Genomic DNA, 25055 nt, shown 5'->3' with positions numbered 1-25055 from the left:
GTGCTGCGTAATGGAGTGATATGAGAGTTTTACACCTATGCTCTTACTATATTGGTTCCCAAGTGCATCGAAATCTTGTGATGGCTTTGGCTAATCTTGAAACATGCAGTCAACACGTTTGGGTTCCGATCCGAGTGGAAAATCATAGGGGGGTTAACGATATTGATGAGCCAAACGTTAGGGTGGTTTACTCGAAATGTCTTGGCATATTAACGCGGTGCTTTTTTTCATGGAAGTTGCTTGTTTTATTTTTTTCAGTCAGAAACGCGGCTAAGAATATTGGCTTGGAAAAGGCCGATGTGATCCATGCACATACGCTTTACAGTGATGGTTTTCTGGCTTTTATTCTATTCAAACTATATTCGATTCCATACGTGGTGAGCGTGCGATCTACCGATGTTAATATATTCGAACGTATTCTGCCTCATTGGAAGTGGCTAACACGAATGGTGTTGGCGAATGCTAAGTGTGTATTGTTTCTCTCGCCTGCACATCAAAAAAAGATAGGAAAAAGTTATGGTTTGGCAAAGAAACGATCACTGCTTTTAGGGAGCGCAGTCGACCCTTATTGGGTTGAGAATTTGAAGTTGCAGCGCCAAACTTTAAAGCCACGTAAACTCAACGCCATTTACGTGGGGGATATCAATAGAAATAAAAATATTAAACGGGCAATCATAGGGTTTTTTTCACTGGATTACAGTGGCGATAGAACATTTACAGTGATCGGCGGTAACTATATCGATTATCAATCGGTGTTCGGTGATTTGCCTGCTGCGTTGAAAAGTAAAGTGATATTTGTACCGCGAGTCCTGGAGAAAGGTGTGCTTTGCGAATACTTTGCAACGGCTGCCGTGTTAGTAATGCCGTCACACTTTGAGACGTTTGGTCTGGTTTACATGGAGGCCATTAGTCAATGTGTACCTGTTATATATAGTAAGGGGCAGGGTATCGATGGGCTTTATCCAGAAGGGTGCGTCGGCTTCAGTTGCGATCCAATGAGTACCAGCAGTGTTGCCTGCGCTATATCTAAAACATTACAGGCATTCCCCGAAGGCTTGATTTTTTCTGACAAAGAGAATCCTGCGGCAGAATTTTGCTGGGATAATCGAGCAAAGTTTTTGCTAAAAAGTGCCTATTCATGAATATACTTTATCTCCATCAATACTTTACAACTCCACTCCACTTTGGTGGTGTTAGATCTTATGAGTTCGCTAAGCGCCTTGTGCAGAAAGGCAATAACGTGGATTTGGTGACGTCGACGGCGTTCTACCCTGCAAAAAAAACAGCATGGTGGCGCCTCGTAAGCAGAGAAAGTATTGATGGCATTTGCTTGCATGTAGTTCATGTGAGTTACAGTAACGAGATGTCGCTGCCAAGGAGATTATTTTCTTTTTTGTTATTTTTAATGATTTCATCTTTTTATGTTTTGACTATGAAACGACGTGATGTGCTGCTGGCTTCGAGTACGCCTCTCACGATCGCAGTTCCTGCATTGATTTATTGTATTTTTAAAAAAGTGCCGTTGGTTTTTGAGGTGCGTGATCTTTGGCCTGATGTGCCAATTGCCATGAACTTCATAAAAAACAAAATGGCGATAAAGCTATTGAATTGGTTCGAACGATCCATATATCAATATTCAAAAAAGATTATAGCGCTGTCGCCTGGGATAGCTGCCGGCATAGTTGCAAAGGGAATCAATCCTGAAAAAGTTGTAGTGGTTCCAAATGCCTGTGATTTATTAGAGTTCTCTCAGTGCCATGATCAGCCTGAATTGATAAGAAATTTAAAGTCGGATAGCAATGTTAGGGTTTGCGTATATGCAGGAACCTTTGGCTATGTTAATGGCCTGGATTACATCTTGGATATGGCTGCAGCTCGCGTCGGCACGTGTGATGTAAAATATTTGCTGATTGGCGCGGGAGCCGAAAAGAAGCGTTTGCAATGTCGCATTACCGAGGAGCGGCTCGGTGACCACGTTTATATGCTGGATCGAATGAGCAAGAAGAACGTCATTGCTTACCTGCAACACGCCGATGCCTGTATTTCTACAGTTCAAGAAATTCCTGCGCTATACGATAATTCGGCCAATAAATTCTTTGATGCCCTTGCAGCAGGTAAACCAATAATCATTAATCACGTGGGTTGGCAGGCGCACGTTATTGAGAGTAATAATCTGGGTTTGGTATTAACCAGAGATGTGAGCGCGAGTACAGAGCGTCTTGAACTATACTTGAAAAATAATGAAGCTAATGCGCAGCACATACGTGATTATGCTGCGCGTTATTACTCTCGAGATGTATTGTTTGAAAAATTTTATAATGAAGCAATCATGGAATCAATTTAATTTAGATGACAAGGGAGGCGTCAGCTAGAGCTGGCAAAGGAATATATGCAAAAAATAGCTGTTTTTACTAGCACGCGTGCAGAATACGGACTTCTTTATTGGCTGATCAAAGAGTTAGACCAAAGTGAAGATTTTGATATGCGTCTGGTGGTAAGTGGTACGCACCTTTCTCACGAATACGGGTATACCCTCACCGATATCTTGGATGACGGGTTTGAGCCTGCAGCCTGCCTAGCAACTTTGATATCTGATGATTCACCGCAGTCTATTACTCGATCTTCTGCATTACTCGCGATGTCGCTTGCAGATTATTTTGCTCGTGAAAAACCAGATTTTTTTATAGTACTGGGTGACCGAGTAGAGCTTCTCGCCGCATGTGAAGCTGCAATGATTGCAAAAATTCCTATTGTTCACTTACATGGTGGGGAAATCACCGAGGGAGCGATTGATGATAAGGTTAGGCATGCTATTAGCAAGCTTGCCAATCTGCACTTCACCTCAACGGAAGAGTATCGCCGTCGCGTAATCCAAATGGGTGAGTCTCCTCAGACAGTCATCCGGTGCGGAGCCCTAGGGCTGGAGGCGATGAACAGGCAGCCCATTCTTTCCCGCGAAACCTTGGAGGCAGCGACCGGCCTTACTAGCGGGCAAAAGTACATGCTGGTTGTCTATCATCCGGAGACTAATAAAGACTCTGAAAATATTGATGGCTTGCTACACGCATTGGCGGATCATCCGGATATCGTTAAGGTGATTGTATATCCTAACTCCGATGCCATGAGCAGGGATATCATCAGCGCTATAGAGCGTTTTTCAGCAGAAAATCCAACTCAAGTAATTTTGGTCAAATCTCTGCGTAGAGAAGTTTATTTATCGTTGATGAAGTACTGCGAACTGTATATAGGAAATTCATCATCTGGAATTATCGAAATGCCTAGCTTCAAACGGCCGATTATAAATGTCGGCGATCGACAGAAGGGGCGTATTCGTTCTTCTGCTACGCTGGATGTTTCGCTGCAGTACCAAGAAATTTCTCGTGCGATGCACACTGCATTGTCCGCAGCATATGCGGCACAGCTGACTGCTGTGGAGAATCCCTATCAGGGCACCTATCCGTCCCGGACGATTGTTGAGGAACTGCGTCGCTATCGTGAGCCAGTCAATGTGGCTAAGTCCTTCTTTGATGTGGAGTTTAAGTAATGAGTGTTTACATAATTGCAGAGGCTGGTGTTAACCACAATGGCTCACTGGCGTTGGCTAAAGACTTAGTGCGCGCTGCCAGCAGGTGCGGGGCGGATGCAGTAAAATTTCAAACGTTCGTCACTGAAAAGCTCGTTACTCGTAGCGCAAAGAAAGCCGATTACCAAAATGAGAATGATGCCAGCAGCACGACTCAAGCTGAAATGCTGAAAAAGCTTGAGTTGAGCTACGCGGAATTTAATGAATTAGCCGAAGAGTGCAAGGCGTGTGGTATAGACTTCATGACTACTTGTTTTGACAGTGAGTCGCTGAGAGTCATTGTTGCTGATACTGCACCGGCTCGCCTTAAGATCGGCTCGGGCGATCTCACCAATTTACCATTGATAATTGAGCATGCTCGAACCGGAATCGAAATTATTATTTCGACAGGAATGGCCACACTATCCGAAGTAGAAGATGCGCTGGCTGCTCTCGCGTATGGCTACCTTGAAGTCGCTGGGGAACCCATTAGCTATCGCTGGCTAAAGCATCACTATTTTACAGCTGAAGCCATGGAGCAGATCCGTAGCAAAGTCACTATTCTGCACTGCGTTACTGATTATCCTGCACGCCCGGGCGATTTGAACTTGGATGCCATTCGGCAGCTGCGCGATGCTTACAAATTCTCGGTAGGCTACTCAGATCACTCCTTAGGCATCGAGGCTTGTTGTGCAGCAGTAGCAATGGGTGCCAGTTGTCTGGAAAAACACATTACCTTGGACAAAGGTATGGCCGGGCCAGACCATGCGGCATCAGCTTCGCCAGAGGAGTTTAGGGATTTTGTTCAGGCAATACGCAACCTGGAGCAGGCCCTCAAGCCGAAGATCAAGGCGCCAACGCAACGTGAACTGGCAAATCTGGAAGTGGCACGTAAGTACATTGTTGCAGCACAAGACATCGCTGCTGGTGAACCTTTGACCCGGGACAATATCGAAATCAAGCGGTCAGCTACCGGTTTGCTGCCAAACCAGTACTGGGACTTGCTTGGCAAGCCCGCATCGAAAGCTTATTCAGCGGGAGAGAGCATTTGAGTTCCGTGACAGGCAAACGCTACCTGGTGGTCATTCCGGCACGGGGGGGCAGTAAGCGTTTGCCGGGTAAGAACCTGATGAAAATTGCAGAGCATTCACTTATTGGCCGAGCGATCCTCTGTGCCAAGAATGCTGGGTTCAGTGGTGATATTTGCATCACTACCGACGATCAGGCGATTGCGGATGAGGTGCTCAAGTACGGACCCTATATACATTTCATGCGTCCCGAGTCTCTCGCGACCGACAGTGCCAAAACTGTCGATGTCATCCTGCACGCCATTCAGTGGTTTGCTGAACGCGACCATACCTACGATGCCGTTATCGTTCTGCAGCCAACCTCACCACTGCGCACGGAACAGCATCTGAAGGAGGCCGTGGCACTCTTCGAGGCGCGTGATGCCGAAGCGGTGGTGTCGGTCTGCCAACTCGAGCACCCGATAGAATGGTGTGCCGAATTGGGCCCGCAAGGCAGTATGGAGCGATTTGGTGAGACACTTAACACACAAAGACGCTCCCAGGATCTCACTCAGCGCTATCGTTTGAATGGTGCTATATACATATACAATATAAATATCCTTGGTGCGGGCGAAGGTTTTTTCTATAACGATAAAACCTACGCCTATGAAATGGATATTCCGTCATCGACCGATGTGGATACTTATCACGACTATATGCTCGCTACTTTTTGGCAATCTTTATCTAGGCATTAAAATGAAAAATGTATTATTGGTTGGGGCGGGCAACCTTGGGCGCCGTCATTTACAAAGCTTGAAAAGCAGTCGCAGTACCACTCGTATTTTTGTAGTGGAGCCGTTTGACGGGGCGCGAGAACTGGCCAAAACAGCTTTTCAGCAAGCGACGACAGATCTCCCCGAGAAAATCATCAGCTTCCATAGCTCGCTTGATGAAGTTCCTCCGGTGATCGATATCGTTATCGACGCTACGCCTGCGACTGGGCGTCTTGATGTCCTCAAACGAGTGTTGGCTCTGGGGGCTAAAGATTTGGTGCTAGAGAAAGTGGCGTTCAATTCAGTATCCGATATTGACCAGGCCACTGCATTGATTGAGCTGCAGGCGGCACGCGCCTGGGTGAATTGCCCACGTCGTCTCAACCCATTTTATATCCAGTTGCGCTCGTTACTGGCGAATACGACCATTTGCAGCGTTGAGGTTACAGGTGAAAACTTTGGTATGGCCTGTAACGCCATTCACTTTATTGACTTGTTCAGCTTTTTGGCCGGGCTACATGTCTATGACATAAATCTGGATGGCGTGCAGCATATTGTGCCTAGCAAGCGCAGCGACTATATCGAGTTCTTCGGGGTTGCTAGCGGTAATTTCGCATCAGGGCCAGAGTTCAAGATTGACTGTAATGAATCCGCTGCTGGCGTCAATTTCAAGATCAGAGTCGTTACGCCGCTCGAAGAGTATTTGATTGATGAGGTTGCAGGTCGTGTAGAGGTAAGTAGCCGCGACGGTAGTAGCCGAATTATGGATTTCCGCCAGCCTTACCAGAGCGAGCTGACAGGTCCGCTAGTCGATGCAATCATTCAGGATCAACAGTGTGGGTTGACTGCATTTTCCGAATCAATGGCATTGCATCGGCCCTTTATTGATGCCGCCTACGCATTGTACGCAGTCAAGCATGAAGAAAATCTTATGAAAATGGTGCCCATCACATGACAAACAATGTTCTGATCGTTGGCAGCGGAGCAATGGCCAAGGAGTACATCAAGGTTTTGCAGGCGTTGGATACACCTGTAACGGTTGTAGGGCGCAGTGCGAGCGGTGTGCAGGCGTTCGAGCGTGACACAGGAGTGGCTGCACTGGCAGGTGGCCTGGATGCCAATCTCGCCGCTCTTGATCTCACCCTTTTCAGTCATTGCGTCGTCACCACCAATGTGACTCAACTGTACGATAACGTATGTAGCTTGTTGCACGCGGGAGCCAAAAGGATTCTAGTCGAAAAACCTTTTGTGCTCGACAGTCAGCAATTGGAGACTGCCTGTCAGTTAGCCAAAGAAAAGGCTGCTCAAGTTTTCATCGCTTATAATCGCCGCTTCTTCAGCTCAATTATTAAAGCCCATGAGATCATCGAGGCGGATGGCGGTCTCGAGATGGTTAAGTTCGACTTTACCGAGTGGGCTCATGTTATCGAGGGGCTGGAAAAGGATGCGCATGAGAAGGCTCGCTGGCTGCTGGCCAACTCCACCCACGTGATCGACCTGGCCTTTCACTTTGCAGGAGTGCCTAAAACGCTCACGGCCTATCGCACTGGTGGATTGGCATGGCACCCGAGTGCCAAGGTTTTCGCCGGTGCAGGCATCAGCAAGCATGACATTCTCTTTTCTTACGGCTCAGACTGGGGATCGGCGGGTCGCTGGTGGCTCGAGTTGTTTACCCCCTTGCGCAAGCTGCGTTTGTGCCCAGTAGAAAAGTTGCTGGAGACTCGCAAAGGTACGGTGACAGAGCAGGAAATCCCGCTTGATGACGAGATTGAGAAAGCGTTCAAACCCGGCTTATATCGTCAGATCGAGTGTTTCCTTTCGGTAGATACAAGTCATTTATGTTCGCTTGACGAGCTCCAAGAAGCATTTCCTTGGTTCTGCGAAATAGCGGGTTACCCAGCGCATGCTTAGCCTTTACAAAAGTAAACTGGCACCTGTGCTGGTGAATTTTGTGAAAGCGGCCCCCATGCTTGTAACAGCAAGTATGGGGTTTCGTTTTCTGTTTATTGCAATGCAGGTCGCTTCCATCTGGTTTATTTTCGGCTGGGTGGGCGGCCATGTTAATTCGCATGTTTTAAGTTTTGTCGGAATGCCAGTGGAATCCTATGTCTATCCCTGTATTGGTGCGGTAGGTTTTATGTGTTCCACGGTTTTTTCATTATTTTCAAAGATGTGTGCATTGAAAGCTACATTCAAGTTTGAGTGTGTAGTCGTTGAGAAAAGTACCGCTGACAAGAAACCCATGACAAAGGGGGATTTGAAAAATATCGTTAAATTGATGATATCAGTTCTCGACGTTGTTGTGCCATTGGGGTTGATTATTGCGGTTTCCATGTTATGGGCATTCATAACACCCTATTCCTTGATAGTTTTTTTGTTCATTGTATGCTCCGGAATATGGCTTCTTAGAAAAGGAGTTATTTTTTCTGCAAAGCGTTATAAACCAGTCTCGACACGAAATAAGTTGGATAGCTATGTGGGAAGTGAAGAACATCTGGGTTTTTACAAGGTGCTATTGTTGCCTAACTACATAGCGTTAGCGATTATTTCAATAATATCTATTTCCATCGTTCTCAGCCTTATTGCTACCAAACTTTATTTTTCTTCACACGGTAGTCAGGTTGGCTATATGGCCATTTTGACCGGAGTTGCTTTTTTGCAAATAAAGTCATTTGCAAGCATTGTTTTGAGGGCGGGCGCCTACAACAAGAGCCTGGCTGCTGTGTACAGCGTTTTGCTTTCTAAACCGGATACGAAATGAAGTGGGCAGTTGTGCTCGGGCCGCTAAATGCTATAACCGCATGGCAGTTGGTTGAGCTAGAAGTTGACCATATCTATTACTTTTCTGCCCAAGAGTCGTTATTGCCTAAACTGCCAATAGCCTGCTCGCGTTTGGATAATCCTCAGCTAAATGTTCTACAAGAGTCTGTAATTGTTGAGCGCTGTATCGAACGTAACATTGAGCATATAAGTGACTCAGCTTGTGACAACGCTCTCATGCGTCGTGCTCTACGCCTGTCAGAGCTGAGAGTGGAAGCGCGATGCTATCTGAATATAATTGATCATATTCAGAAGCAACATAGGCTCAATGCAGGAAACCTTGAATCCTTGACTGTTGTTTCCCACTACTTGATGGCGGCAGATATTTCTTCTTCCAGTGTGCACATAAACTGGTTTTATGTGCCTCACACACGCTTTTTGGGGCTGATTCCTGGTTTGGGTCGATTGTTTTTCCTTTATCGACTGATTTCCTCGCGTAAGTTTGGCTGGTCAAGGGGGCGATAAAAATGCGGGCTTGCCAATATTTTAAGCGTATATCCATCCAGTCAAATAAGAGAATCTCCTTAGAGCCTGTTTTTTTAAATGTTATTATGACAGATGTCAGGCCTGCGAGTGTGCAGCAGAAACTGATGAGTTTTTACGCATTGATTGATCATTGTTTAAACAATCGTCAGCGAGTGAGTTTAGTTGTAGCACTTGGGGGGGCAAGCGGTGCTAGCGTCTATCGTACTTACTCAAACTATTTAGATAAATATCTAAAGGACGAGAATTTTAATCTAGTACTAGTCAAGCCTAGCGTCTGGAGTTTTACTAGAGTCTGGGCGGTTTTTTATGCCGCAATTTATTTTACCAGATTACGAGGCAGTGTAGTTCAGCGAATAAATTTTGCATGTCTATCCGCCCTTAGCCGAGTCCGAATTAGGACATTTAGAGATATCTATGATGGATTGCCTTGCTGCCATTGGTTGGGATTGACTGGTGGTGTGGAACTCCCAACTTTTAGGTTTAGACGCGATCAGTCTGCTACAGGATGCTCGGTCAGCGCATTACAATTCGGTCAAGCTTCTCTGGAGCAGCAGCACTTTTCCGGCTATAGCGTGGATAACTTTTTCGTCTACGATGACTTGAGCAAGTTCATATACAAAAAGCTAAATATGCAGGTAACTAGTATAGAGGTTACTGGCTCGCCAGAGTTCGAGTACCACACTAGCCGGCTATGTAATGAGAAACTATTTGAGGAAGATAGGCTAAACGTACTTTTCGTAGATCAGCCCGTTCAACAGCGTGGCGAGTACACCGAGCAGTATCTACAAGCTTGCTACACTATGCTTGAAAAATTAAATAATGAATCGGATGTAGTTCTTAGGGTGAAGCTTCATCCTCGTGGTTCTGCATTTAGCCCGGTTCAATTAAGCAGCTTTTCCATTGTCGATGACTGGAGTGCTAGTCTCTCTAGGTCGCACGTCGTTATGGGTTTTTTCTCGAACCTATGCGACCTTGCCCTGAAAAGTGGACGAGTCACCTTTTATCTAGGAAGTGCATCAATCCTGGATAAAACTAAGCAGGACTGGATAGTGAGTCAAGACGGGTATGTAACTGAGGATATTGATAGAGTCAGCCAAATTATTGAGCGCCTCAAAAGCCAGTCCACTCAACTTGCAAAACAAATAATGCTGCGCGCAGCGATAGAATCTGAATTACCATCAGAGTTGATTTTTAAAAGAATGGTGGCGTGTTGTGAATCCAAAGCAGTCGCTTGAATGGATCAAGAGATTTGAATCCAGCTACGATAATCTCAATTATAATATCTACGGAGTCGATTGCTGGCCCGTGGTTAGGAATACTTTATTGTCCATGGTTTTGCCTAAATCTAGTCAACAGGCAGGCACGGGGTATAATATTTCTAGCGCTTCGTTAATGGATATCGCAAGATCAGTTTTGACATTGTTTTCGTTTAAGAAGTCCAATGTGTTTATTCTTTCGGATACTAAATTTTCAGAGAGTATATCTGGTTTAGTGTATCTGAAAGATGCGCATGTACTAAGCGAAACAGCGAGGCTCAAGGGTGAGTCTGCTGTGGTTGCGCTGCAAAATTTGTCTGTTGATAAGGCTGTTGTAGGGCGGGAGCATTGTCAGTCGGTATTTGCGGTTTTATTACTGGCAGCTAGCTTAGCAAGGTTTATATTTATATTGAAGTTCTTCCCAGGCTTGTCTAGATATGTTGAGCTCATATTCAATGAAATTGCCTCTGCTCCAATGGTCACGGATAGTTCAGTTAGTCGTAAAGCTTTAAAGAGACAGATTTCTAGAAATATTCTTTTTTGTTTGGTGGCAAGTAAGATTTTTTATCTGATTTTGAGGCGGGTCAAGCCTGAAAGGGCTTATGTAGTTTGCTATTATTCTGCTTTAGGAATGGCGCTCTGTGCATCCTGCCGAAAATTAGGAATTCCTATAGCGGATATTCAACATGGTGTTGCGGGCGGGAGTATGAGGGCGTACGCCGGCTGGCACAATCTCCCAGTGCAAGGCTACACGACTCTTCCGGACACTTTTTTTTGTTGGACTCCATTTGATGCCGAGGCTATAACTCAATGGGCGCAACGGACAACTCGACACAGCGCTGTTGTGACTGGTAGTTTATGGCGTGAGTATATTCTAGAACATTCACTTTTAGCTGCGGCTGAAAGGCAGTGGTCTGACTTTTTTACCAAAATTAAAACTTACAGAAAAGTAGTGCTAATTACAATGCAATCCAGTGTGCTTGCTCGTCTGTTTGTTGATGTGATGAAAGGTGCTGGGCCGGCATGTTGTTTTTTAATAAGAACGCATCCCGGGTTTGTCCTTGAAAAAGATGAGAGCTATGCCGAGCTCACCGCTTGTTATCCTAATGTATATTTTGATCAGGTTTCAGATATGCCAATACAATTAATTATGAAGTATGTAGATGTTCATCTTACTGAATGGTCTGGTGCAGTTATTGATGCTTATTTTCAGGGTGTGAAGTCCATTGTTGTTTCTAGTAATGCACTGGACTATTTTAAAGAGTATATTGATAAGGGGGATGTTATATTTGCACCTGAGGCGAGTGAAGTGCTGCAGCACCTATCGAATTAATTTAATGATGCGCGATATGGCTAATTCTGCAGTGGTTATCTTCAACTATGGCTTATGAGTATTTCGTTTTGAGTGGTTATCTGACAAGAATTAATATTTAACGTGGCGCCAGGAAAATAGTAATCTATAAAATGCTACTGCGTTTAAATTCTATTTATTGCTGATTTTATACTGCCGCCATGCTTTGGCAGAGTGAGAGGTGTTCTGAGCTAGTTTGATGGTGGTGCTAGGGGCATCCAGTTGATACGATTGGCCACTAAATTTACGAGTGGAATTACAAGAGCGTACAGGTGTCGTTTCTGATTCGCTTTTTGTTGATATTGCGGTTGTTAAGTTATGCACAATCTGGAATTTATATTAGGGAATAATGCTTCATGTCTCTGGTTCTTGCATTAAAGCGATTTTTGAAAAAATCCTATCGTAAAATTATGGGCTGGACGTATCGTTCGAATATTCTTTTGGGGTTCAGGAATGATCGATACGTGTATCGGCTTATAACAATGGATAATAGGTTCTTTTCTGGGAAATTATCTGATGAAGATGTTCGGGGATATATAGAAGGACAGCTTATTTCTGATTTCCAGTCTAATCGTTTAACTGCAAGAGGGTTCTACATCTTAGTTAGAAATATAGAGCTGAGATCGTCGTACCAATTGCACTGCAAGCTTTCTAGAGTTTTGTATCGAGCACGCTTTGTTTCCCCAAGGCTTAAAGTCTACGATGATCTTAATAGTAGCCTGCTTGTTAAGCTTGTTAGTGGTTTTGAGATTAGAGAGCTTGATCGGTTTAAGGAGTTTGTTGTTGGAAACAAAGATTCTAGCTGGTCATTTTCTTGTCTCTATAAGTTAATAAATACTTTGTATTTGGAAAGACATTGGCATGTGTTGAGGGTTTTGGCTGGGGTATGTATTGAGTGCAATCCAAATAACCTGCAGGTAAATAAGAAGTATCTGATATCCATCGCGCGCCTTGGTCAGGGAACTGCCATGGACTACTTGAATGATCAATTGTTTTTATCTCAAGCATTTTCAGATCAATTAGAGATTTTTGAAGCATTTAATTCTGAAGGGATTGGGCTTGCAAGTCTACCTAGCTTTAGTAATGGTCAGGAAAGCTTATACGCTAAAATTTTCCAGGTTATCTATCGTGAGGTTATTAGTGATACTGAAACTTCCAAACCTGATCGGAAAGTTTTAACTCATTTTGAGTTTGCTCAGTTTATCGAGCTTTATTATAGGGAGAAATTCTTATTCCTTGGTAAGCAACACGACCTCTTAGATCATGTGGAAAGCAGGTTGTTGTTTCCTAATTCATCATTAATCCCGGTATTTGATTTGATCAAAAGCTTTCAGGGTCGTTGTGGTGATGAGGGCTGGGAGGTTTTTATAGAACGTCTCCATGAGTCTTTAGGTGAAGTCGAGTGCGATAAGTTTTTGTCTCGTGACTTTTTGTCGGCAATCGGTTTTTTGCAGAAAGAGGCTGTCCTTCAAGAGGGCTTATATTTTGCAGAATCTTCAGTTGAGAGCTATCCAACCCAAGGGGCGCTTTTAGTTGCCAGCTCTAAATTGTCAAGCGCCTATTTCTCAAGATTGAACCATAAGTATCAGTTTGAAGCAGTCTTGGAGTACGGCGCTATTCGGCAGGTCGATATTGACTTTGAGCCTTCAAAGGTAGTTTCAATATCTATGCTTATGCCAAGTCCAGGGTCGCCATTAGATATGAAGGCGTATGGCGTCTGTAATCAAGTAAGTCTTGATTATTTCGATGAGTTTTCTAGGTTGTCAGGATTTGATGGATGGCAGAAAAAATTCATAACGGAAGTGTTTGCTCTTGCGCTTGAAGATCTGTTTTACGGGCATGTTAAAAGACTAGTAACCTTGATCGAATATGTAAAGGTCTCGGGATTTAGCCGTGTTGTTGTTCCATACAGGTTGCATGAGTTTTCTTTTGCCTGCTCTATCGCACATGCGCTTAGAGTAGTGTTGGGTGTCGAGTGTATATTGGAGCGTGATTATGGAGTTTTTGATCGGGGTCGTTATTTTTCGTTTGCTGCGAGAGCTGATTTACCTTCGTATAATCTGTCCGCTGCAATAAAAAGCTATTCAAGTTATAGGTTGAATTCTGCTGATTCTGCTGATTCTGGTGATGAAGATGCCATGTTGCTTCTCGCTTCGCTGGGGGATGCTGCTTACTATAAGTCTGCGGTTGAGATTCTAAATGCTTCAGATTATAAAATTAATTATATTCTGAATCTGGGTGATAGGCTTATAGGTCGCTCTTTTTTTTCTGACCGGAATGTGCTTGTTGATGATGAGTTGTCCGGAGGCAGGCGTCCTTTTGGTTTCGTATTTCCAGACTTAGAAGGTATGGTGTTAAGTAGGTTGAGGCCGGGGGGAGAGTTTTATGCTTACTCACAGCTTTTTCATCATGTGTTTAATAATTACTTATCTAGTAGGTTGTTAAGGCTCAAGGCTCAAATTGATATTGCATTGTCCTATTTTGATGGGAGAGCGCTGTCTTCCGTCGTGACGATACCTGGACGTGCGCCGGTTTCGCGTGCGCTCACTTTAATAGCTTCTCGCTCAGGCCTGAAAACTGTAGATGTGCAAGCTTTCTTTATATCTCCAATGCCGAGGTACAAAGGAAGTTTGGCTGATAGCTATTGCGCAATTACGCGGGATCAGCTTGATTTATATGTTGATTTTCACCAGCGTGAACGAGACCAGCGTCTATATCGCATTGGGTCGTTAATGATGGATAATCAGCTTTCAGCTGTTGTTGATCGCGCTCCTGATGGTCCGCGCGCTGAGTACAAAATTGGGTTAGATAAGTTCGTTATTTTTTTTGCGGAGCAGCATGGGGATGGTGGTTATAGCTTGGACATTGCGGAAAGATTGATATCGTCCCTATCTTCTTTGATGTACTTGATTATAAAAATTCATCCGCGTAGCCCTGTTAGTTCAGTCAATAATCTCATGGAGCTTGTTCGAATTTACAATAAGACCTCTCAGGTATTAGTTACGCAGTCTGGACATCTGTATAAATTGATCGTTGCTTCTGATGTGGTTGTTACTCAGTTTAGTAATGTTGGTCTAGAAGCGGCAGTGCTGCGTAAGAAGGTGCTAAGCGTATTGATTTCCGGTGACCAACCTGTGCTTGATTTTGGTGCTCTTGGTATTGCCGATGTTGTATATAGTCTTGATGAAATGTGTGTTTATATAAGTGGCTTGACGAGATCTAAGGTTGCTGAGGTGGCTCCCTACCTTCTTGAAAATCCTGAGCTTGGTGATGGATGTGCAGGGAGTAGGGTTCTTGATATTTCACGTTGTGTAGGATTTTATCATGACGGTGTCGGAGCGCCTTAAGTTTATAAATTTGATGAGTTTAGATTGTATGAAACGAGTTTTCGATATTTTTCTTGCCGCGGTATCTCTAATTTTGGGTGCTCCATTGTTTTTGATACTTATTGCTATTGTTTATTTTGATCTTAGACACCCTATTTTTTTTAACCAGCAACGTCCTGGTTATAAAGGAAAGCCTATTACAGTTTACAAGTTCAGAACCATGCACAAACTGGAGGCTGATGGCTTGCTGGGTATCGGGGATGCGGAGCGCATGACTCGTATCGGTCGATTTTTGCGCAGTACCAGTCTCGATGAGTTACCACAATTGTTCAACGTGCTTAAGGGGGATATGAGTTTGGTCGGGCCTCGCCCTCTGCTAATGGACTATCTGCCGCTTTACAATGAACGGCAAATGCGTCGACATGATGTCAAACCGGGCATTACCGGATGGGCTCAGGTAAATGGACGGAACAACTTGAGCTGGCAAGAAAAATTCGAACTGGATATTTGGTATGTCGAGAATCATTCCTTTTGGTTGGACTTGAAGATTTTGTTCTTGACGGTAAGTAAGGTCTTCAAGCGAGAGGGGATTTCTTCGCAGGAACACGTTACGTCTGTTCGTTTCGAGGGTAACGACCAGTGAAAAAACTTGCGGTTTTTGGCGCGAGCGGCCACGGCAGAGTCGTGGCTGACGTTGCAGAGTGTTGTGGCTGGGAGGTGATATTTTTTGATGATGCTACGCCTAAACAGGGGGCTACTTTAGGGCTCCCTTATGGCGGGACGTTCATCGATCTGTTGCGCTGCAAGGAAGATTTTGATGGCGCTTTCGTCGCCATTGGAAATAATCGTATACGCCTTGATAAAGGCCAAGCCCTGCTGGCCGAAGGAGTGGTTGTGCCCTCCCTGATACACCCATTAGCGATCGTCAGTCGGTACGCCCGGGTCGGAGACGCTTCTGTTATCATGCCCGGTAGTGTGGTGAATGCAGGGGCCTGTATCGGTTTTGCCTGCATCGTAAACTCGTCAGCTAGCGTCGATCACGATTGCGTGCTGGAGGACGGCGTGCATATTTCTCCAGGCGTGCGCTTGGCAGGCGAAGTGTTTGTTGGCAAGCGTAGCTGGGTTGGAGTCGGTGCCTCAGTACGGCAGCAAATACATATCGGCGCCTCTGCCATGGTCGCTGCTGGGGCTGTTGTAATTAAGGATGTAGAGGATAACGCCACGGTTGCTGGCGTGCCCGCAATTAGGATGAGGTAAGCACGAGGCTTATGTTAGGTACTTCTTTTTCCCCTTGGCCAAGCTTTACCGAAGAGGAGGCTGACGCGGTTCGCGCCGTCATTCTCTCCAACCGGGTTAATTACTGGACTGGCCAAGAGTGCCGCAATTTCGAGAAGGAATTTGCACAATGGGCTGATAGCGAGTTCGCCATTGCGTTGAGCAACGGTACCGTCGCGCTCGACTTGGCCTTGAAAGCATTAAGTATCGGCACTGGTGATGAAGTGGTGGTCACGTCGAGAACCTTCCTTGCGTCGGCGTCTTCGATTGTAACTGCTGGTGCCACACCTATTTTTGCAGATGTAGATGCCGACTCACAGAACATCACTGCTGAAACGATTCGTGCCGTATTGACACCCCGAACTCGTGCCGTCATTTGTGTACATCTTGCGGGTTGGCCTTGCGACATGGATTCGATTATGGCGCTTGCCAGCGAGTATGATCTGAAGGTCATCGAGGACTGCGCGCAGGCACATGGAGCTACTTATAAAGGGCGCTCCGTGGGGTCTATCGGCCATGTGGGTGCATGGTCATTTTGCCAAGACAAGATCATGACTACTGGAGGCGAGGGTGGGATGGTTACTACCAACGACCGCGCACTTTGGAAGCGGATGTGGTCTTACAAGGATCATGGCAAAAGTTGGGAGGCCGTGTATGAGCGAGAGCATGCTCCTGGATTTCGCTGGTTACACGATAGCTTCGGCACTAACTGGCGCATGATGGAGACCCAAGGGGCAATTGGTCGGATTCAATTGCGTCGTATGTCTGACTGGCAAGCTGCGCGTTCAGATAATGCCGAGAAAATCTGGTCCGTTGCCCGACGCTTGCCGGGATTGCGTGTACCCCTGATTCCCGAAGCTGTCACGCATGCCGCCTATAAATGCTATGTATTTGTCGAACCCGATCAGCTTAAGGCCGGGTGGTCGCGTGATCGTATCCTCGGAGAAATGGTGTCACAAGGCGTGCCCTGTTTTTCGGGTTCCTGTTCCGAGGTATACCTTGAGAAGGCATTCGATAATACGAATTGGAGGCCTGTTAAGCCATTGGTTGTCGCCAAGGCGTTGGGCGAGAATAGTCTGATGTTTCTGGTTCACCCAACATTATCCGAGTCGGAAATTCAGAAAACCTGCCAGGTATTGACAGATGTGATGAACCAGGCCGCAGGCTAGCTTCATGCATCGCTCTATTATGGGTTTTCACATTCGAGATTTACGATAAGGAAGATTGACGTGAAAGGAATTTTTTCTGTTTTTGCCGCATCTGTTTTTTTGCTGGCTGGTTGTGAACCAGCAACGGTCTCAGCGGTATCCGATGTTCAGTACGCCTCGAAAGATGCCACTTTGGAGTTGAATCGGATTCAATTGCCAGACGGCAGTGAAATATCTTCCGTTGGTCGTTTGTTTCAATATCAATTTCTGCAAAATGAGCGCGGTGAGTTTGATCGCTACACCATTCATTCTAACGATAGCTTGATGTCCGTCGAGGGCTCGGTTTTTGCGCAACTTGCCAAGGCTGGCTATGCGCGGCGGGTTCGGGCCGAAATCCCAGGGCGCTTTGTTGTTAACTATATAAAGAAAGGAATCGCCCCTGTCACTGCTACTTATACAGTGCACACCGTGAAAGCTGAGGGTTCAGCGGTAAAATCCCAGGTTATATTCACTTGGAAAGCTGCAGGCTGATTGGGGACTGTTCTGCTTGAACCCGAGTGTTGTGCTGAGCACCATGCCTGTATGCTGGTTTGCTAAGGGTCATTCGGGTGGAGTAGATGCTATCGATGATACCTAACTGGCTTCTAATTGGTTGGAGGCTGATCCAGTGAAGAGGATGGCGACAAAGCTTCTTCCGTGAAATTTCCCGGTTAGCCCCATGTATGGGGTGGTTTCGGCCGCTCAAGGAATATGAGGATATTTTGTGTTAAGGGTTGCTGAAAACGTCCGTGCTCGCCTAGTGGCACTGCCGCGCCGCCACAAGCGGGTTTTGCAGGTGGCTGTGGACATATTACTGCTGTGGATCGCATTGTGGTTGGCTTTCGTGGTGCGCTTGGGGGATTTCAACAATATTCACCCATTCAAGGGACATATGTGGTTGTTCGCGCTTGCGCCAGTCGTGTCCATCCCGTTATTCGTGCGTTTTGGCATGTATAGGGCGGTGATGCGATATTTCGGTAACGACGCGCTGATGGCGATCTTCAAGGCCGTTTCTCTGTCCGCGTTACTTCTCGCCTTGGCCGTGTATTGGCACCGTGATGCGCCTGCGATTATACCGCGTTCAATGGTTTTCAATTATTGGTGGCTGAGCTTAATGCTAATTGGCGGATTGCGCCTCTGCATGCGCTACTACTTTATGGGAGATTGGTTCTCGCCTGAACAGCCTTTCAGTTTCAGCAGCCGCGATGCGCATCTGCCTAAGGTTGCTATTTATGGAGCCGGCTCCGCGGGTAATCAGTTGGCTGCGGCGCTGCGCATGGGGCGTGCCATGCGGCCTGTTGCCTTTATTGATGACGATACCAGCATCACTAATCGAACAATTGCTGGGCTTCGGGTTTATTCGGCCAAGCATATTAAGCAAATGATCGATGAAACTGGCGTTGTGGAAATCCTGCTGGCGATGCCGTCCGCGTCCCGTACTCGGCGGCGTGAGGTGCTGGAGACGCTTCGGCAGTTTTCTTTGCACGTTCGTACTGTGCCCGGGTTCATGGACTTGGCAAGCGGCCGCGTGAAGGTAGAGGACGTTCAGGAGGTTGAGGTCGCTGACCTCTTGGGGCGTGATGCAGTACCACCACAGAAGGCGCTCTTCGAACGCTGCATTCGTGGTCAAGTGGTTATGGTGACTGGTGCCGGCGGCTCCATTGGTTCCGAACTATGTCGGCAGATCATTACGACCGGCCCGAAGACGCTGCTGCTGTTCGAGCATAGCGAGTACAACCTCTACGAAATTCACAGCGAGCTGGAACAGCGAATTCGCCGTGACTCTCTGGCGGTGCGCTTGGTGCCAATTCTGGGGTCGGTACGCAATCAGAATCGCCAGGTGGAGTTGATGCGCGCTTGGGGGGTAAACACCGTTTATCACGCAGCAGCTTACAAGCATGTGCCGATGGTCGAACACAATGTCGCAGAGGGCGTGCTGAATAACGTTTTAGGTTCACTGTTTACGGCTCAGGCTGCTCTGTGTGCTGGGGTTGAGCACTTCGTTCTTATTTCCACCGATAAGGCTGTACGTCCCACTAATGTAATGGGTAGTACCAAGCGCTTGGCTGAGATGGTGCTGCAGGCGCTGAGTCTGGAAACTGCGCCCGTGTTGTTCGGAGACAAAGAGGGGCTTCATCAGGTCAACAAGACCCGATTCACAATGGTGCGGTTCGGCAACGTGTTGGGCTCTTCCGGCTCTGTGATTCCACGCTTTTATCAGCAGATCCGTAAAGGTGGGCCGGTCACGGTTACTCACCCGAACATCACTCGTTACTTCATGACCATTCCCGAGGCTGCGCAGCTGGTAATCCAGGCGGGCTCCATGGGCAAGGGCGGAGATGTGTTCGTGTTGGATATGGGGCAGCCCGTGAAGATTGCCGAGTTGGCCGAAAAGATGATTCATCTCACTGGCCTTAGCGTAGCGTCGGACGATAACCCCAGTGGCGATATCGCCATCGAGTTCACCGGCTTGCGTCCTGGTGAGAAACTCTATGAAGAGTTGCTGATCGGCGACAACGTGAGCCCCACCGATCACCCGATGATCATGCGTGCCAATGAAGAGCACCTGCCGTGGGAGACCTTCAAGGGGGTCATGGCCGATCTTATCAAGGCGGTTGAGCAGGACGATTACGACCGCGTTCGGCAATTGCTGCGCGATACTGTTAGCGGCTACACCCCAGAGGGTGAAATAGTGGATTGGATGCATCTGCGCCGCGCGGCGAAAAAGCCGTTGGAGTAGGGCGCTTCGGCCTTAGTTTCGGCATTGCCCTCACGATTCTGCGCGGGGGGCGCCTCCTAAGGCCATGGATCTTATGTTATGGCGAGCACCCTCAGTTTTATTGGTTGCAACGAGAGACCGCTATTTCAGCTGATTTGTGAATCGACCTACGGCGCCGACGACCTGTCGTGCACCTTCCTGGATCTCGATGATCACTGAGCCTGCTTCATTGGCCAGCATCAATCCCTGTTCCGCTTTTCCTCGGCTGTTAGCCATGCCGTGAATGGCTGCGTCGGTTAAGCTCTGGTTTTGCTGAACCACGGTTACGATTTCCTCGGTCGCCGTGCTGGTGCGACCTGCCAACTGGCGAACCTCGTCGGCCACCACCGCGAAACCGCGACCTTGCTCACCTGCTCGGGCTGCTTCGATGGCAGCGTTTAGCGCCAGCAAGTTGGTCTGCTGGGCGATGCCGCCGATGGTTTGGACTATCGAGCTGATCAACAGCGATTGTTTGCCCAGCGCCTCAATTCCAGCTGAGGCGGACTGCAGTTCATCGGAGATACTTCGCATCGTTTGTACTGTGTTCTGTACAACCTCAGCACCACGTCGTGCGCTGACATCGGTCTGCTGTGAAATATCAAAGGCGATGGTTGCCGCGTGACTGACCTCCTCTTCGCGGGCCAGCTGCTCAGTGATCACCGTGGCGAACTTCACGACTTTATATAGCTGGCCTTGTGCGTTGTGCACGGGGTTGTAGGTTGCTTCGAGCCACACGACTCGACCATTGCTGTCCAATCGTTTGAAGCGATCCGCGACGAAGTCACCCCGATTAAGGGTGGCCCAGAATTCTTTGTACTGCTCTGAAGTTTTCTCGGCGGAATCGCAGAAGATGCTGTGATGCTTGCCCTTTATCTGCGCAAGGCTGTAGCCCATGGCGTTTAGGAACTGATCGTTTGCGGTCAAAACCTGGCCGCTAAGGTCAAATTCAATGACTGCTGAGGAGCGCAGGAGTGCTTTTATGAACGCAGCATTCTCCGCTGAGACGTCGACAGTCTCGGTGATGTTCGAACCAAAAGCATGGATGCTTTGCAGTTGACCGTTCTCATCAACAATGGGCTGCCAAAGGCCCCTGAACCAGGCCAAGCTGCCGTCTGCGCGCTGAAAACGGTACGTATCAATGACGGAATCGTGATTGTTCACGCTGTCCAGCAATTTACGGTAGCAGTCCATTTGCCTGACATACGGTGGGATGAACGTATCTATGGGCTTACCCAGTACCTGATCGGCTTGGCAACCGAGCATGTTCAGAAATGCGTCGTTAACCTCTACAACGCGATACTGGCTATCAAGCACTGACCGTACTAGACATGTCTCTATGCCCTTAATCAGTTGGCGACACACTGAAACTTCAGCTTGCAGCGCCTGTAATTCCTTTTTCAAGCGAGTATTGAACATGACCGTACCAATCCATGAGAGGGTAATAACGTGCTATCGGCAATATTAGCTGATACCTGAAAAATATCTTAAGAGCCTCAAAACATGATTCATGTTTGTGTCGCGTCTTAAAAATTAAAAAGAGCCATTCGGCGCGCTAGCACTTGCAGCCATCCATAAGCTTTGTACGTATTCGCACCTGCAGCGTTACCTGTGGTGGCTTTGAGGCTTAAACAATGAGGCGTTTCAGTTGGATAGCGGCATGACTCATTCTGCGCAAGTCTCCAGGCGGTATATCGGTGATGCGTGATGTGAGTACCGTTAACGCAGATAGGTTGGGCTTCAAGCGCCACTTGGTACGCCCGACTGTTTGGTAGGCCTTCCTGACTCTACTTGTGTGAGTCAGGAAGGCAGCCACTGATGCGACAGCAATTGGACGTTATCTTTTGTTCGAGCCGCCTATCTAGGCGGCGGTCGTAAAGGTGCAAGCGTCTAGCTGTCTCTTTCTCTGTTACCCACCAGGCTATCGACGGTCGGTACTCGGGTGTCCGGCTCCATTTGCGCGTCATGCTCCAACTGGTGGCTGAATCGTTCCAATGAGCCGTTTTCTGGTTGGGCGTCGCTGGCGAATACCGGCGGGCTGAGCAGGTAGGCACCCAGCAGGCGGGAGAGGGCGGCGAGGCTGTCGATATGGGTACGTTCGTAGCCGTGGGTAGCGTCGCAGCCGAAGGCGATCAGCGCGGTGCGGATGTCGTGGCCCGCAGTGACCGCCGATTGAGCATCACTGTGGTAGTAGCGGAACAGGTCGCGGCGTACCGGAATCTCGTTCTCGCTCGCCAGCCGCAGCAGTTGCCTAGACAGGTGATAGTCGTAAGGGCCGCCGGAGTCGTGCATGGCCACGCTGACGGTGTGCTCGGTAGAGCGTTGGCCTGCGGCGACCGGGGCGATGTCGATGCCGACGAATTCGCTGACGTCCCATGGCAGGGCTGCAGCAGCACCGGAGCCAACTTCTTCGGTGATGGTGAATAGCGGGTGACAGTCGATGTGTGGTTCTTGGCCGCTTTCTACTACCGCTTTGAGGGCGGCGAGCAGCGCGGCGACGCCGGCTTTGTCGTCCAGGTGACGAGCGCTGATGTGGCCGCTCTCAGTGAACTCGGGCAGTGGGTCGAAGGCCACGAAGTCGCCGACGGATACGCCTAGGCTTTCGCAGTCGGCACGGCTGGCGACCAGGGCGTCCAGGCGCAGTTCGACGTGATCCCAGGAGATTGGCATCTGATCCACTTCGGTGTTGAAGGCGTGCCCAGACGCCAGCAGGGGCAGCACGCTGCCGCGCAGTACGCCGTGGTCGCTGAATACGCTGACGCGGCTACCTTCGGCGAAGCGGCTCGACCAGCAGCCAATGGCGGTCAGGCACAGGCGACCGTTGTCCTTGATTTCGCGCACCATCGCGCCGATGGTGTCGAGGTGCACAGACACCGCCCGATCGGGGCTGTAACGGCGGCCTTTGAGTGTGCCGCGGATGGTGCCGCGCCGGGTCATTTCGAAAGGAATACCGATTTCCGTCAGGCGCTCGGCGACATAGCGCACGATGGTGTCGGTGAAGCCGGTTGGGCTGGGAATGGCGAGCATTTCCAGCAGTACTTTCTGCATGTACTCGAGGTCTGGTTCAGGAATTTGCGACATGGGATCTCCATCTATGACGGGGATGGGCCGCCGAGCGGCGTCAGTCTTGGGTGAATGCTTTGACGCCTGTCGACGGACGGTAAAATCAGGTCTGTGTTACATGCTGACCTGCGATGGCTGTGAGGGTTTCAAAGAGCTTTGGAGTTATCGGCGCCTTTGTTCGCGCCGAGGGCGACGCTCCTACATGGTGTGAATTGCACCCCGTTGTAGGAGCCGCGCCCCCCGCGGCGAATCGTTTGGGCTATGCCGACATTGCGGTATGGCCGCTGTCGTTCGCGCCGGGGCGACGCTCCTACGCGATGCGCCGCAACTGGCGGATACCTCCGATAGCTCGCGTTATGCTCAATCGCCTACGCCATGGCTGAGCGGGAATAGCAGGTCAATAAAGCGCTCTGCGGTGGGCTGCGGTTCGTGATTGGCGAGGCCGGCGCGTTCGTTGGCTTCAATGAACACGTGCTCGGGCTGATCCGCTGCCGGCACCAGCAGGTCGAGGCCCACTACCGGGATATCCAGCGCACGAGCGGCCTTGATAGCGGCTTCGGCGAGCGTGGCATGGAGGATGCCGGTGACGTCCTCGAGAATCCCGCCGGTGTGCAGGTTGGCTGTCTTGCGTACGGCCATGCGCTTGCCCTGGGGCAGCACGCTGTCGTAGTCGAAGCCGGCCGCGTGCAGGGTTCGCAGGGTTTCAGCATCCTTGGGAATGCGGCTTTCGCCACCTGTGGCAGCCTGGCGGCGACGGCTTTGCGCGTCGATCAATTCGCCGATGGTATGGCGGCCGTCGCCCATTACTTCTGCCGGGCGGCGGATCGCGGCGGCGACCACTTCGAAACCAATCACCACGATGCGCAGGTCGAAACCCTCGTGATAGCTCTCCAGCAACACGCGTTCGTCGAAGGGGCGGGCGCGCTCGATGGCGGCTTGCACATCGGCTGGCGTGCGCAGGTCGACGGCCACGCCCTGGCCTTGTTCGCCGTCTACCGGCTTGACCACCAGGCTGCCGTGTTCGGCGAGAAATGCCGCATTGTCTTCAGCGCTACCTGCCAGGCGCTGTGCCGGCAGGCTGAGGCCGGCGCGGCTGAGGGTGCGGTGGGTGAGGCGCTTGTCCTGGCACAGGGTCATGGTCACGGCGCTGGTCAGATCAGTCAGCGATTCGCGGCAGCGGATGCGCCGGCCACCCTGGCTGAGGGTGAACAGACCGGCTTCGGCGTCATCGATCTGTGCGTCGATACCGCGCCGGCGCGCCTCGTCGACGATGATGCGCGCGTAAGGATTGAGGTTGTCGTCAGGGCCGGGGCCGAGGAACAGCGTCTGGTTGATGCCGTTCTTGCGTTTGACGCTGAAGGTCTGCAGCTCGCGGAAGCCCAGCTTGGCATACAGTTTTTTGGCCTGGCCGTTGTCGTGCAGCACGGACAGGTCGAGGTGGCTCAGGCCGCGGCTCATGTAGTGTTCGATCAGGTGGCGCACCAGCACCTCACCAACGCCGGGGCGGCTGCAGGTGGGGTCGACCGCCAGGCACCACAGGCTGCTGCCGAGTTCCGGGTCGTGGTAGGCCTTCTGGTGATTGAGGCCCATCACGCTGCCAATCACTGCGCCGCTGTCTTCATCTTCTGCCAGCCAGTAGACCGGGCCACCCTGGTGACGCGGAGTCAGTTTTTCTGTATCGATGGGCAGCATGCCGCGGGTCTGGTACAGGCAGTTGATCGCCTGCCAGTCGGCTGGCGTCTGCGCGCGACGTACGCGGAAGCCACGAAAGCCGCGTCGGGCTTGACGGTAGTCGCTGAACCAAAGGCGTAGGGTGTCCGACGGGTCGAGAAACAGTTGCTGTGGCGCGTAGGACAGCACCTGTTGTGGCGCTGCTACGTAGAGGGCAATGTCACGCTCACCGGGCTGCTCGCTGAGCAACTCTTCGGCCAGCACCGATGCATCGGGGAAGGTGTGCCCGATCAGCAGTCGACCCCACCCGCAATGCACGATCTGCGGCTGGCTGATGCCATCGCCATGTTCTTCGGCGAAGCGGGCCTGCAGGCGCTCGTAGGAGGGGGATTGACCTCGAAGGAGGCGTTGATTGTGGGCAGTGGCTCGCATTGGAGAGTGTTCCTTTGCTTTCGCATGTCCGGCATGCGCCGGCTATCGGTTGACCTGTCTGCGGATCCGCATCGAGGCGGATTCGGTCATT

19 protein-coding genes and 2 pseudogenes are annotated in these 25055 nt (G+C 49.2%); 17 read left to right on the top strand and 4 right to left on the bottom strand.

What is annotated here, in order from left to right:
- Positions 1–20 precede the first annotated feature (20 nt).
- The 17 genes from ACZ3GY_RS08540 to ACZ3GY_RS08460 all read left to right on the top strand — a co-directional run bounded on the left by ACZ3GY_RS08540 (position 21) and on the right by ACZ3GY_RS08460 (position 19783).
- Positions 21–1142 (top strand): glycosyltransferase family 4 protein, encoded by a 1122-nt coding sequence (locus tag ACZ3GY_RS08540; RefSeq protein ID WP_465909682.1) that lies wholly within the window; start codon positions 21–23, stop codon positions 1140–1142.
- Positions 1139–2344, top strand: coding sequence for a glycosyltransferase family 4 protein (locus ACZ3GY_RS08535; RefSeq protein WP_465909681.1), 1206 nt, complete (start codon positions 1139–1141; stop codon positions 2342–2344). The genes ACZ3GY_RS08540 and ACZ3GY_RS08535 overlap by 4 nt, the downstream gene beginning before the upstream one ends.
- A 45-nt stretch (positions 2345–2389) precedes the next feature.
- Entirely contained in the window at positions 2390–3544 is a 1155-nt protein-coding gene (neuC, locus tag ACZ3GY_RS08530; protein WP_465909680.1) for a UDP-N-acetylglucosamine 2-epimerase, read from the top strand.
- A complete protein-coding gene (gene neuB, locus ACZ3GY_RS08525) occupies positions 3544–4614 on the top strand; it encodes an N-acetylneuraminate synthase (protein ID WP_465909679.1) in 1071 nt (356 codons plus the stop codon). Before neuC ends, neuB begins: the two co-directional genes overlap by 1 nt.
- A gap of 5 nt (positions 4615–4619) precedes the next feature.
- Positions 4620–5324 carry an acylneuraminate cytidylyltransferase family protein gene (locus ACZ3GY_RS08520; RefSeq protein ID WP_465910021.1) on the top strand — a complete coding sequence of 235 codons (705 nt, stop codon included), beginning with the start codon at positions 4620–4622 and terminating at the stop codon, positions 5322–5324.
- Position 5325: 1 nt separating this feature from the next.
- Positions 5326–6297 carry a Gfo/Idh/MocA family oxidoreductase gene (locus ACZ3GY_RS08515; protein ID WP_465909678.1) on the top strand — a complete coding sequence of 324 codons (972 nt, stop codon included), beginning with the start codon at positions 5326–5328 and terminating at the stop codon, positions 6295–6297.
- Complete coding sequence (locus ACZ3GY_RS08510) at positions 6294–7253, top strand: Gfo/Idh/MocA family oxidoreductase (RefSeq protein ID WP_465909677.1); 960 nt, start codon at positions 6294–6296, stop codon at positions 7251–7253. Before ACZ3GY_RS08515 ends, ACZ3GY_RS08510 begins: the two co-directional genes overlap by 4 nt.
- Complete coding sequence (locus tag ACZ3GY_RS08505) at positions 7246–8103, top strand: hypothetical protein (RefSeq protein ID WP_465909676.1); 858 nt, start codon at positions 7246–7248, stop codon at positions 8101–8103. The genes ACZ3GY_RS08510 and ACZ3GY_RS08505 overlap by 8 nt, the downstream gene beginning before the upstream one ends.
- Complete coding sequence (locus tag ACZ3GY_RS08500) at positions 8100–8627, top strand: hypothetical protein (RefSeq protein WP_465909674.1); 528 nt, start codon at positions 8100–8102, stop codon at positions 8625–8627. Before ACZ3GY_RS08505 ends, ACZ3GY_RS08500 begins: the two co-directional genes overlap by 4 nt.
- Before the next feature lie 125 nt (positions 8628–8752).
- Positions 8753–9883 (top strand): hypothetical protein, encoded by a 1131-nt coding sequence (locus tag ACZ3GY_RS08495; protein WP_465909673.1) that lies wholly within the window; start codon positions 8753–8755, stop codon positions 9881–9883.
- On the top strand, positions 9861–11237 hold the full coding sequence (locus tag ACZ3GY_RS08490; RefSeq protein WP_465909672.1) for a hypothetical protein: 1377 nt from the start codon (positions 9861–9863) through the stop codon (positions 11235–11237). The genes ACZ3GY_RS08495 and ACZ3GY_RS08490 overlap by 23 nt, the downstream gene beginning before the upstream one ends.
- A 374-nt stretch (positions 11238–11611) precedes the next feature.
- A complete protein-coding gene (locus ACZ3GY_RS08485; protein WP_465909671.1) occupies positions 11612–14602 on the top strand; it encodes a CDP-glycerol glycerophosphotransferase family protein in 2991 nt (996 codons plus the stop codon).
- Positions 14580–15224 (top strand): sugar transferase, encoded by a 645-nt coding sequence (locus ACZ3GY_RS08480; RefSeq protein WP_465909670.1) that lies wholly within the window; start codon positions 14580–14582, stop codon positions 15222–15224. The genes ACZ3GY_RS08485 and ACZ3GY_RS08480 overlap by 23 nt, the downstream gene beginning before the upstream one ends.
- Positions 15221–15838 carry an acetyltransferase gene (locus ACZ3GY_RS08475; RefSeq protein ID WP_465909669.1) on the top strand — a complete coding sequence of 206 codons (618 nt, stop codon included), beginning with the start codon at positions 15221–15223 and terminating at the stop codon, positions 15836–15838. The genes ACZ3GY_RS08480 and ACZ3GY_RS08475 overlap by 4 nt, the downstream gene beginning before the upstream one ends.
- A gap of 11 nt (positions 15839–15849) precedes the next feature.
- The gene (locus ACZ3GY_RS08470; RefSeq protein WP_465909668.1) at positions 15850–17025 is read left to right on the top strand and encodes a DegT/DnrJ/EryC1/StrS family aminotransferase; all 1176 of its coding nucleotides are present in this window, start codon (positions 15850–15852) and stop codon (positions 17023–17025) included.
- A 60-nt stretch (positions 17026–17085) separates the two neighbouring features.
- On the top strand, positions 17086–17535 hold the full coding sequence (locus tag ACZ3GY_RS08465) for a hypothetical protein (RefSeq protein WP_465909667.1): 450 nt from the start codon (positions 17086–17088) through the stop codon (positions 17533–17535).
- Between the two features lie 232 nt (positions 17536–17767).
- Positions 17768–19783, top strand: coding sequence for a polysaccharide biosynthesis protein (locus ACZ3GY_RS08460; RefSeq protein ID WP_465909666.1), 2016 nt, complete (start codon positions 17768–17770; stop codon positions 19781–19783).
- Between the two features lie 120 nt (positions 19784–19903).
- On the opposite strand, the pseudogene ACZ3GY_RS08455 reads toward ACZ3GY_RS08460, so the two are convergent.
- The 4 genes and pseudogenes from ACZ3GY_RS08455 to ngg all read right to left on the bottom strand — a co-directional run.
- Positions 19904–20341, bottom strand: a pseudogene (locus tag ACZ3GY_RS08455) (methyl-accepting chemotaxis protein); the annotation flags it as partial.
- Between the two features lie 99 nt (positions 20342–20440).
- Positions 20441–21217: pseudogene (locus ACZ3GY_RS08450) on the bottom strand (PAS domain-containing protein); the annotation flags it as partial.
- Positions 21218–21688: 471 nt separating this feature from the next.
- Positions 21689–22879, bottom strand: coding sequence for an osmoprotectant NAGGN system M42 family peptidase (locus tag ACZ3GY_RS08445; protein ID WP_070882972.1), 1191 nt, complete (start codon positions 22877–22879; stop codon positions 21689–21691).
- Between the two features lie 342 nt (positions 22880–23221).
- Positions 23222–24964 (bottom strand): N-acetylglutaminylglutamine synthetase, encoded by a 1743-nt coding sequence (ngg, locus tag ACZ3GY_RS08440; protein WP_465909665.1) that lies wholly within the window; start codon positions 24962–24964, stop codon positions 23222–23224.
- Between the last annotated feature and the right edge of the window lie 91 nt (positions 24965–25055).

It is taken from the genome of Pseudomonas sp. PME37.24/006, from assembly GCF_055556635.1.
The sequence above is the reverse complement of the archived record's forward strand: the minus strand, read 5'-3'. Positions and strand labels throughout refer to the sequence as shown.